Annotated in this window: 8 protein-coding genes; 4 read left to right on the forward strand and 4 right to left on the reverse strand. The window is 64.9% G+C overall.

Translation table 11 applies throughout. The features are described from left to right. Positions 1-406 precede the first annotated feature (406 nt). On the forward strand, positions 407-1,153 hold the full coding sequence (locus tag PF446_RS14335; protein ID WP_298072788.1) for a hypothetical protein: 747 nt from the start codon (positions 407-409) through the stop codon (positions 1,151-1,153). A 649-nt stretch (positions 1,154-1,802) separates the two neighbouring features. Here PF446_RS14335 and PF446_RS14340 read toward each other — a convergent pair. The 4 genes from PF446_RS14340 to glyA form a co-directional block, all read right to left on the reverse strand. Further along, complete coding sequence (locus PF446_RS14340; RefSeq protein WP_298072790.1) at positions 1,803-2,828, reverse strand: Gfo/Idh/MocA family oxidoreductase; 1,026 nt, start codon at positions 2,826-2,828, stop codon at positions 1,803-1,805. 240 nt (positions 2,829-3,068) lie between these two features. After that, positions 3,069-4,169, reverse strand: a complete 1,101-nt coding sequence (gene ribD, locus PF446_RS14345) for a bifunctional diaminohydroxyphosphoribosylaminopyrimidine deaminase/5-amino-6-(5-phosphoribosylamino)uracil reductase RibD (protein ID WP_298072792.1) — start codon at positions 4,167-4,169, stop codon at positions 3,069-3,071. Continuing rightward, the gene (gene nrdR, locus PF446_RS14350; RefSeq protein WP_298072794.1) at positions 4,169-4,690 is read right to left on the reverse strand and encodes a transcriptional regulator NrdR; all 522 of its coding nucleotides are present in this window, start codon (positions 4,688-4,690) and stop codon (positions 4,169-4,171) included. Before nrdR ends, ribD begins: the two co-directional genes overlap by 1 nt. Before the next feature lie 70 nt (positions 4,691-4,760). Then, positions 4,761-6,014 carry a serine hydroxymethyltransferase gene (glyA, locus tag PF446_RS14355; protein WP_298072796.1) on the reverse strand — a complete coding sequence of 418 codons (1,254 nt, stop codon included), beginning with the start codon at positions 6,012-6,014 and terminating at the stop codon, positions 4,761-4,763. Between the two features lie 189 nt (positions 6,015-6,203). On the opposite strand from glyA, the gene ettA reads away from it, so the two are divergent. The 3 genes from ettA to pyrF all read left to right on the forward strand — a co-directional run. Continuing rightward, entirely contained in the window at positions 6,204-7,865 is a 1,662-nt protein-coding gene (gene ettA / locus PF446_RS14360; RefSeq protein WP_298072798.1) for an energy-dependent translational throttle protein EttA, read from the forward strand. Positions 7,866-7,931: 66 nt separating this feature from the next. Continuing rightward, the gene (locus PF446_RS14365; RefSeq protein WP_298072801.1) at positions 7,932-8,405 is read left to right on the forward strand and encodes a cupin domain-containing protein; all 474 of its coding nucleotides are present in this window, start codon (positions 7,932-7,934) and stop codon (positions 8,403-8,405) included. A gap of 119 nt (positions 8,406-8,524) precedes the next feature. Then, positions 8,525-9,337, forward strand: an 813-nt coding sequence (pyrF, locus tag PF446_RS14370; RefSeq protein WP_298072804.1) for an orotidine-5'-phosphate decarboxylase, incomplete at its 3' end; no start/stop codon positions are given.

Below are 9,337 nucleotides of genomic sequence, written 5' to 3' on the forward strand. Positions count from 1 at the left end.
GCCCCGGATGCGCCTTGCTTATCCGGGCTACGCCGCTACGACGGTCTTCCTTGAATCCGGTCCACCACCGCGCTGCGTAGCCCGGATAAGGCCGCAGGCCGCATCCGGGGAATACGTGAGCGAAAGCCATACAAATTGGACATGCCGAGGTGGAAACGAGGGTCGATGGGTCGATGTACGCGATCAAGATTGGGCTTTGCGGCAAGACGGACCGGGGGCCCCGTTGTGATTCGCCCCGGATGCGCCTTGCTTATCCGGGCTACGACGGTCTTCCTTGAATCTGGTCCACCACGGCGCTGCGTAGCCCGGATATCGCAAGGTTACCCAATCAGGACTTTCGCCTCGTCGCAGCCAAATTCCCGACAATTGGATAAAGTAAGGCTCCAGGTCAACAGAGACGGACCCCATGAAATTCACGCTGTGCGCTACGCTGTTGCTGATTGTCGCGCTGTCCTCCCACGCTGCGACAGATTCCAGGTCGTTGACTCCGGTGCGGCACGGCGATTTTGCGCACTATACCTTCGCGCTGACCTGGCAGCCTGGGTTCTGTGGCGACATCGGATTGTGTCTGGATCACCCGCCGCAGCGGGTGCTGATCGGCCTGCATGGATTGTGGGCCTCGCGGCCGCAGTCGCTGATTGATGATGGCGTCAGCGCGCCGCAGTGGTGGCATCGAGGCTGCGACTACTTTCATCACAGCAGCGAGAGGCCCAGGCTGTCTGCGACGACGCTGCAGCGCCTGCATGCAGTCATGCCGCATCTGCGCCACAGCCTGCTGACGCATGAATACGACAAGCACGTGCAGTGCTTCGGCTTCGATACGCAACGCTTTTTCGATACGGAGTTGGCCATGCGCAAGCGCGTCGTGCATAGCGGTTTTGGCCGCTATCTCCTGCAGGTAGCGCAGGGCCATACCGTGCAACGCTCAGATGTGATTGCCGCGTTCATGCGCAGCTTCGACACTGATCAACGCGATGCGCTGCAGCTGCGTTGCGATACAGATGGATCCGGCCAGAAAGTACTGAGCCAGCTGTGGATCACGTTGCATAGAGACGCCGTCGCGGTCTTTCCGCTTAAGAGCTCATTGATGAACGCACCGATCGCGCAGGACAACTGCCCGTCGACATTTCTGGTGCCGGAGGGGCGCCGATGACTGCGGAATAAGGGAATAAGGGGACGCAGGCAATCCATTCCTGCTGGAAAATCCGATCTGCAACCCCTTCCCCTTCGGGAGCGGTGGGGGATGGAGGATCAGGCCGGAAGGGTGGCTTACAGAACATGCGCCCGTTCGTCGTCGGCACAGGATGTGCTGTCGCGAACCCCCGGAACCCGGAGCGGATCTGGAGCGCCGCAGGCGCGGAAGTCGCGGACGTTGGGGTGTCCTCGTCTTGGTTACTTCCATAACAGCAAAGGGGCAAGTCTTGAATGGTGAGTCCCGGGTCAGCCAGGTTGGCAAGTCGCACAATTCAAGACTCAAGCCTTGCCCATGCAATTTATTTCGCGTTGTTGTGGGATCCGATATAGCCACACCCCCAACCTCCTGTTGCTTTTGTAGGAACGGCTATACCCGCTCCCACAAGTCGGATTCGCCGCTGAAGGGATGGCGGCGCTACTGGCGACTGCGCCAATCGCGCAGAGTAAGGGTGCGAAGGCCATACAAATGGGCATGCCGAGGTGGATACGCGGGTCGATGGGTCGATGCACGCGATCCAGATTGGACTTTGCGGTAAGCCGGACCTGGGGGCCCCGTTGGGGTCTGCCCCGGATGCGCCTTGCTTATCCGGGCTACGCTGCTACGCCGCTTACTCCCCTGAGGATGCGCCCATGGACCGGTAATGCTGCAGCACCTGGTCCATGACCCGGCTGGTGCGCGCTCCGCTCTCGGCGCTGGACGGGCATGCGCCGACTGCGCCGCGCAACTCGGCGACGATGCTCTCGATCAACGGCTGCTGGATATGCAGCGGGTTGTCGACAAGCCAATCACGCGCGCCCTCTGCGTTGTCGACGTGAATGGGTCCGTCACCGAAGGTGGCAAAGCGGATGCGGCCGCCATCACCGATCACTTCAATCCGGTCGTGATACTCGAAGCTGTCGAAATTCCACAAGCCGGTGCCGAGCATGCCGTTGCCGAACGCGAACGACATCGCCACGGTGTCCTCGGCCGGATAGGCGCCCAGCTGGTTGCTTGCCTGCCCGCTGACGGCCGTGATCGGGCCAAACAGCCAGTCGAGAATGTCCAGGGTATGGCAGCCCATATCCATGAAGATGTCGCCGCCGGAAATTTCCGGCAACACGTGCCAGTGCAGGTGTTGTGGATCCTGGTAGCGCGGATCCAGTGGCTCGTGGAACACCGTGTTGACGATGCGTGGCGTGCCGATCACGCGCTGCTCGAACAGCAGCTCGCGCACTTTTGCGAAACGCGGCAGCGCGCGCCGATAGTAGGCCACGAACACCGGCACCCCGGCGGCGCGACCGGCGTCGATGATGGCCTGGCACTCGGCGTGATCCATGGCCATCGGCTTTTCCACGTACACCGGCTTGCCGGCGGCAATGCTCATCAGCGCGTACAGCTTGTGCGTGGATGGCGGCGTGGCCACGTAGACGGCATCGACCTCGGTGTCGTCGATCAGCGCCGCCGCATCGTCGTACCAGCGCGCCACGCCGTGACGCCGGGCGTAATCGCGTGCCTTGGCGCCGTCGCGGCGCATCACCGCCGCCAGCGACGAATGCGGCGCTTTCTGAAGCGCCGGCCCGCTCTTCACTTCGGTGACATCACCGCAACCGATGATGCCCCAGCGGATGGTCTGCTCGTGCTTGTCTGCGTCCATGGATACGAGGGTACATCGTGTCGGCAGACGCTTGCCCGCCTTGCGCAAACACAGCGCACGTCACTTCCCCTTCGGGTCTGCTTCGCCGTTCAAATGCGCTCCAGACGCATTTGTGGACAAACAATAAAATGAACCCGGCCGTCCTCAGCCGGACGGAACCGCTTTTCAAATCAACAAATACAAGCGAGAAGCGGCGGACGGTGCCAGCTTTACCAGTCGGATCGGCGGACGGAGTCCGTCTTACGAGCGCGGGCTCGGTCGCAGGCGCAGGCGCAGGTCGTCGCCGACGGCGCGGCGATCCAGTACCTCGAGTCCCCACCTGAGCGACATATCCGTCAACGCAGGCAACTTCAACAACGGCCGCGCGAGATCCCCCAGCAACACGGGCGCCACATAAAGCAACAACTCGTCCACAAGTCCGGCAGCAAACAAGGCGCCACAGAGCGTCGGTCCAGCCTCGACATGCACCTCGTTGACCTCACGCCCAGCCAGCAACGTCATCACAGCCTCAAGATCCAACCCTGACCCGGATTCAGGGACAGCCACGCAGTCCACCCCCGCGAACCGCAGATCGGGCTGCACCGACGATCCATGCAGGAAAAGCGTCGGCGCGGAACCCTCCAGCAAATGTGCCCCATCGGGCGTGCGCAGCGAACGATCCAGCACCACACGCAGCGGAGGTATGTGCGGTACGTCGGTCAGGCGCACGGTCAGGCGCGGATTATCAGCCAGCGCGGTGCCACTGCCGGTGAGGATGGCCGAGCTGCGCGCACGCCAGCGCTGCACGTCGTTGCGCGCGGCTTCTCCGGTGATCCATTTCGAGGTGCCGTCGGCCAGCGCGGTGCGACCGTCCAGGCTCATGGCCAGCTTCACGCGTACGAACGGCCGCCCGTGCTCGAGACGGTGGAAGAAGCCGATGTTGAGGTCGCGCGCGGGTTCGCGCATCAGGCCGCTCTCGACCGTGATGCAGGCTTCGCGCAGGCGCTCGATGCCGCGGCCATCGACCTGCGGGTTGGGGTCCTCGGCGGCGATCACCACGCGCGCCACGCCGGCAGCCACCAGGGCGTCGGCGCATGGCGGCGTGCGGCCATGATGGGCACACGGTTCCAGGGTGACGTAGGCGGTAGCGTCCTTCGCGCACTCGCCAGCTTCGCGCAGGGCGTGGACTTCGGCGTGCGGCTGGCCGGCGCGTTCGTGCCAGCCTTCGCCGACGACCTCTTCGCCGTGGGCGATCACGCAGCCGACGCGCGGGTTGGGCTGGGTGGTGTTGAGGCCGCGTTCGGCCAGGCGCAGCGCATGCGCCATGTGGATGTGGTCGAGGGCGTCGAAGTCCGACGGCATCAGGTGGGCTTCTTGCCCTTGTCGCCCTTGGCCTCCAGCAGCGGCAGTTGCAGGCCCTGCAGCTCGGGAAGATCGCGTTCGAGGCGCTCGATTTCCTCACGGAAGGCCTGCACGTCCTCGAAGCGTCGGTAGACGGAGGCAAAACGCACGTAGCCAACCTGATCTAGTTTCTTCAGCTCGCGCATGACCAGTTCGCCGACCTGGCGCGAGGGCACCTCGCGGTCCCCGCGCTTGCGCAGCTCGTGCATGATCGCTCGTACCGCAGCCTGCAGGTCGTCGCTGGCCACGGGGCGCTTCTGCAGCGCGCGCTCGAAGCTGACATGCAGCTTGCCCTCATCGAAGTTCTCGCGCCGGTCATCGCTTTTCACGATGATCGGCAGCTTCAGCTCCGCGTTCTCGAAGGTATTGAAGCGCTCGCCGCAATGCTCGCACTCGCGTCGGCGACGCACGGTGGCGCCATCCTCGGCCAGGCGCGAATCGATCACGCGAGTGTCTTCATGCTGGCAGAAGGGACAGTGCATGGTCGGACGGGCTCAACCCGCCATCGCCTCCGGGGTGCGGTATGGGCAGGCCGCGGCCCGCCCCTTGTGGCTAACCATAGACGGGATAGGCCTTGCACTGCGCCGTGACCTTCTCGCGCACGTCGGTAATCACCGCCTCGTCCTGATGCGCGTCCAGCACGTCGCAGATCCAGCCGGCCAGATCCACGCAGTCGGCCTCGCTGTAGCCGCGTGTGGTCACCGCCGGGGTGCCGATGCGCAGGCCCGAGGTCACGAACGGCGACTGCGGGTCGTTGGGCACGGTGTTCTTGTTCACGGTGATGTGGGCACGCCCCAGCGCGGCCTCCGCATCCTTTCCGGTCAGGTCGCGGCCGATCAGGTCGACCAGTACCAGGTGGTTCTCGGTGCCGCCGGACACGACCTTGTAGCCGCGCTCCATCAGGGTTTTCGCCATCGCCTTGGCGTTGGTCACGACCTGCTGCTGGTAGGTCTTGAACTCGGGCTCCAGCGCCTCCTTGAAGGCCACGGCCTTGGCCGCGATCACGTGCATCAGCGGACCACCCTGGATGCCGGGGAACACGATCGACTGCAGCTTCTTGACCAGTTCCTCGGTCGGGTTCTTGGCCACGATCAGGCCACCGCGCGGGCCGCGCAGGGTCTTGTGCGTGGTCGAGGTGACCACGTGCGCATGCGGCAGCGGACTCGGGTACACGCCGGCCGCGACCAGACCGGCGATATGCGCCATGTCCACGAACAGCCAGGCGCCCACCTTGTCGGCGATGGCACGGAAACGCGCCCAGTCGACCACCTGCGAGTAGGCGCTGAAACCGGCCACGACCATTTTCGGCTGGTGCTCCACGGCCAGACGTTCGACCTCGTCGTAGTCAATCTGACCCTGGTCGTTGACGCCATACTGCACGGCGTTGAGGATCTTGCCCGACAGGTTCGGCTTGGCCCCGTGGGTCAGGTGACCCCCGTGCGCCAGGCTCATGCCGAGGATGGTGTCGCCCGGTTTGAGCAGCGCGAAGTAGACCGCCTGGTTGGCTTGCGAACCCGAATGCGGCTGCACGTTGGCGTAGTCGCAGTCATAGATCTTCTTCAGCCGCTCGATGGCCAGCGTCTCGGCCACGTCCACGTATTCGCAACCGCCGTAGTAGCGCTTGCCCGGATAGCCTTCGGCGTACTTGTTGGTCAGCACCGAACCCTGCGCCTCCATGACGCGCGGGCTGGCGTAGTTTTCCGAGGCGATCAGCTCGACGTGGTCTTCCTGGCGCTGCGCCTCGTCGGCGATGGCCTTGGCCAGTTCGTCGTCAAAGCCGGAGATGGTCATGGAATCCGGGAACATGCAGGGGCATCCGTTGGAGAAAGCAATGTCCAAGTATAGCGGCCACGACAACCATCGCGCCTCCATCCTGCCGTAGCCTGTCCCGAATCGCGCAAGGGTGACGCCGCGCCCCCGCCAAGCCCTATAATGACGGGTTGATTCGCCTGCAGGTCCATCGGGACCCGCGCGCACCCGAAAAACGGAGCCTCCATGCAGTATATCTACACCATGAACGGGGTCAGCAAGATCGTCCCCCCGCAGCGCCAGATCATCAAGGACATCTCGCTGAGCTTCTTCCCCGGCGCCAAGATCGGCCTGCTGGGCCTGAACGGCGCGGGCAAGTCCACGGTGCTGCGCATCATGGCGGGCGTGGACACCGACTTCCAGGGCGAGGCCCGCGCGGCCCCCGACATCAAGGTCGGCTATCTGGCGCAGGAACCGGAGCTGGATCCGGAAAAGACCGTGCGCGAGGCCGTCGAGGAAGGTGTCGGCGAGGTGCTGCAGGCGCAGGCGCGTCTGGAAGAGGTCTACGCCGCCTACGCCGAGGAAGGCGCCGACTTCGACAAGTTGGCCGAAGAGCAGCAGAAGCTGGAGAACCTGCTGGCCGCCAATGACGCACATGCGCTGGAGCGCCAGTTGGAAGTGGCCGCCGATGCGCTGCGCATTCCGCCCTGGGAAGCGAAGATCGGCCCGCTGTCGGGCGGCGAGAAGCGCCGCGTGGCGCTGTGCCGACTGCTGCTGTCCAAGCCGGACATGCTGCTGCTGGACGAGCCCACCAACCATCTGGACGCCGAGTCGGTGGACTGGCTGGAGCAGTTCCTGCGCGACTTCCCCGGCACCGTGGTGGCTGTCACCCATGACCGTTACTTCCTCGACAACGCCGCCGAGTGGATCCTCGAACTGGACCGCGGCCGCGGCATTCCCTGGAAGGGCAACTACACCTCCTGGCTGGAGCAGAAGGACGAGCGCCTGTCGCAGGAAGCAGCGCAGGAAAAAGCCCGCCAGAAGGCGATCAAGCGCGAGCTGGAATGGGTGCGCTCGGCCAAGAAGGGCCGCCAGTCCAAGGGCAAGGCGCGCCTGCAGCGCTTCGAGGAGCTCAACGCGGTCGACTACCAGCGCCGCAACGAGACCAACGAAATCTTCATCCCGCCGGGCGAGCGCCTGGGCAACGAGGTGATCGAGTTCAAGGGCGTATCCAAGTCGTTCGGCGACCGCATGCTGATCGACGACCTGTCATTCAAGCTGCCGCCCGGCGCCATTGTCGGCGTGATCGGTCCCAACGGCGCCGGCAAGTCCACGCTGATGAAGCTGATCACCGGCGTGGAAACCCCGGACCAGGGCGAGATCAAGCTCGGCCACACCGTGAAGCTGGCCTACGTGGACCAGTCGCGCGCCGCGCTGGAAGGCGACAACAACGTCTGGCAGGAAGTCTCCGGCGGATCGGACATCATCACCATCGGCAATTTCGAGATCCAGTCGCGCGCCTACATCGGCCGCTTCAACTTCAAGGGCGCCGACCAGCAAAAGCGGGTCGGCAACCTGTCCGGCGGCGAACGCGGACGTTTGCACATGGCCAAGACCCTGCTGCAGGGCGGCAACGTGCTGCTGCTCGACGAGCCGTCCAACGACCTGGACGTGGAAACCCTGCGCGCGCTGGAGGACGGTATCCTCGAGTTCCCGGGCTGTGCCATGGTGATCAGCCATGACCGCTGGTTCCTGGACCGCATCGCCACTCACATCCTGGCGTTCGAGGGCGACTCGCACGTGGAGTTCTTCCCCGGCAACTACGGCGAGTACGAGGCCGACAAGAAGCGCCGTCTGGGCGAGGAAGGGGCACGGCCGCACCGGGTGCGCTACAAGAAGCTGGTGTGATCGTCCGGGATCGGGGCTTCGGGATTCGGAGGGGCCGGCCCCCTGGCGATGCATGAGGACGAAAGCATGAACGATTATCCCGTGGCCATCGATCCCGAGGACCTGCCGCAGCATACCGGTTCGGGCTATCCGAAGCCGTTGGCCGGGCGCATGGGCGAACGCGCCCGCTGCGCGCTGGGCGATGCGTTCGGACTGCACCAGTTCGGCGTCAACCTGGCCCGGCTGGGCCCGGGCGCGCAGTCGGCGCTGCGCCATGCGCATGCCCTGGAGGACGAGTTCGTCTACATCCTCGAAGGCACGCCGACGCTGGTGACCGACGCTGGCGAGACCGTACTGCGCCCGGGCATGTGCGCGGGCTTTCGTGCCGGCACCGGCGACGCCCACGCGCTGGTCAACCGCAGCGACGCCGAAGTGGTGTACCTGGAGGTCGGCAGCCGCAAGCAGAACGAGGCGGTGGACTACCCCGACGACGGCATGATCGGTCGCAACATCGACGGGCGCTGGACCTACCTGCATGCGGACGGCACGCCGTTCGAGTGATCTTCGACAAGGACACAGCCTGATGGGCTTCGTTTCGCTCAGCCGAACCTACGCCGCCCGTGCCAGCAGCTAGAATGCGGCGCACGGCATCGAACGCACACGCAATACGGGGAACGACCATGAACTTCATGCAGGCCTTGCGCACGCGCTGGGAGGAAGCGGACACCATGGTTTGCGTCGGCCTGGATCCCGATCCGGCGCGCTTTCCTGACGTACTTAAGGACCAGCCCGACGCGGTGTTCGCCTTCTGCCGTGCCATCATCGATGCCACCGCCGACCTGGCCTGCGCCTTCAAACCGCAGATTGCGCACTTCGCTGCGCTGCGCGCCGAGGATGCGCTGGAACGCCTGATCGGGTACATCCACGATGCCCATCCCGGAGTGCCGGTGATCCTTGACGCCAAGCGCGGCGACATCGGATCCACCGCCCAGCGCTACGCGATCGAGGCGTTCGGGCGCTACGACGCCGACGCGGTGACACTGAACCCGTACCTGGGCCGCGACTCGATCCAGCCGTTCCTGGAGCATGCCGACAAGGGTGTGATCGTGTTGTGCCGCACATCCAATCCCGGCGGCGCGGATTTCCAGAACCTGGACTGCGGTGGTGTTCCGCTCTACCTGCGCGTGGCCGAAGCTGTGGCCCGCGAATGGAACGCCAACGGCAACTGCGCACTGGTCACCGGGGCCACCTTCCCGGCCGAGCTCGGCCAGGTCCGCCGCATCGTCGGCGGCATGCCGCTGCTGGTTCCAGGCATCGGCGCACAGGGCGGCGACCTTGAGGCCGTGATGCGCGAAGGCGCGGACGCCAGGGGCGCCGGACTGATGATCAGCTCCTCGCGCGCCATTCTGTACGCGGGCACGGACACAGACTTTGCCGCATCCGCACGTGCGGCCGCCCGGGCGATGCGGGACCAGATCAACCGCTGCCGCGTC

The sequence above is a fragment of the Oleiagrimonas sp. genome (assembly GCF_027858935.1).
Classification (GTDB): domain Bacteria; phylum Pseudomonadota; class Gammaproteobacteria; order Xanthomonadales; family Rhodanobacteraceae; genus Oleiagrimonas.

Excerpts from the sequence above, each read along its gene's own strand:
- PF446_RS14335 (WP_298072788.1), top strand. The coding sequence starts at position 407 with ATGAAATTCACGCTGTGCGCTACGCTGTTGCTGATTGTCGCGCTGTCC.
- ettA (WP_298072798.1), top strand. The coding sequence starts at position 6,204 with ATGCAGTATATCTACACCATGAACGGGGTCAGCAAGATCGTCCCCCCG.
- PF446_RS14340 (WP_298072790.1), bottom strand. The coding sequence starts at position 2,828 with ATGGACGCAGACAAGCACGAGCAGACCATCCGCTGGGGCATCATCGGT.
- glyA (WP_298072796.1), bottom strand. The coding sequence starts at position 6,014 with ATGTTCCCGGATTCCATGACCATCTCCGGCTTTGACGACGAACTGGCC.
- PF446_RS14365 (WP_298072801.1), top strand. The coding sequence starts at position 7,932 with ATGAACGATTATCCCGTGGCCATCGATCCCGAGGACCTGCCGCAGCAT.
- nrdR (WP_298072794.1), bottom strand. The coding sequence starts at position 4,690 with ATGCACTGTCCCTTCTGCCAGCATGAAGACACTCGCGTGATCGATTCG.
- ribD (WP_298072792.1), bottom strand. The coding sequence starts at position 4,169 with ATGCCGTCGGACTTCGACGCCCTCGACCACATCCACATGGCGCATGCG.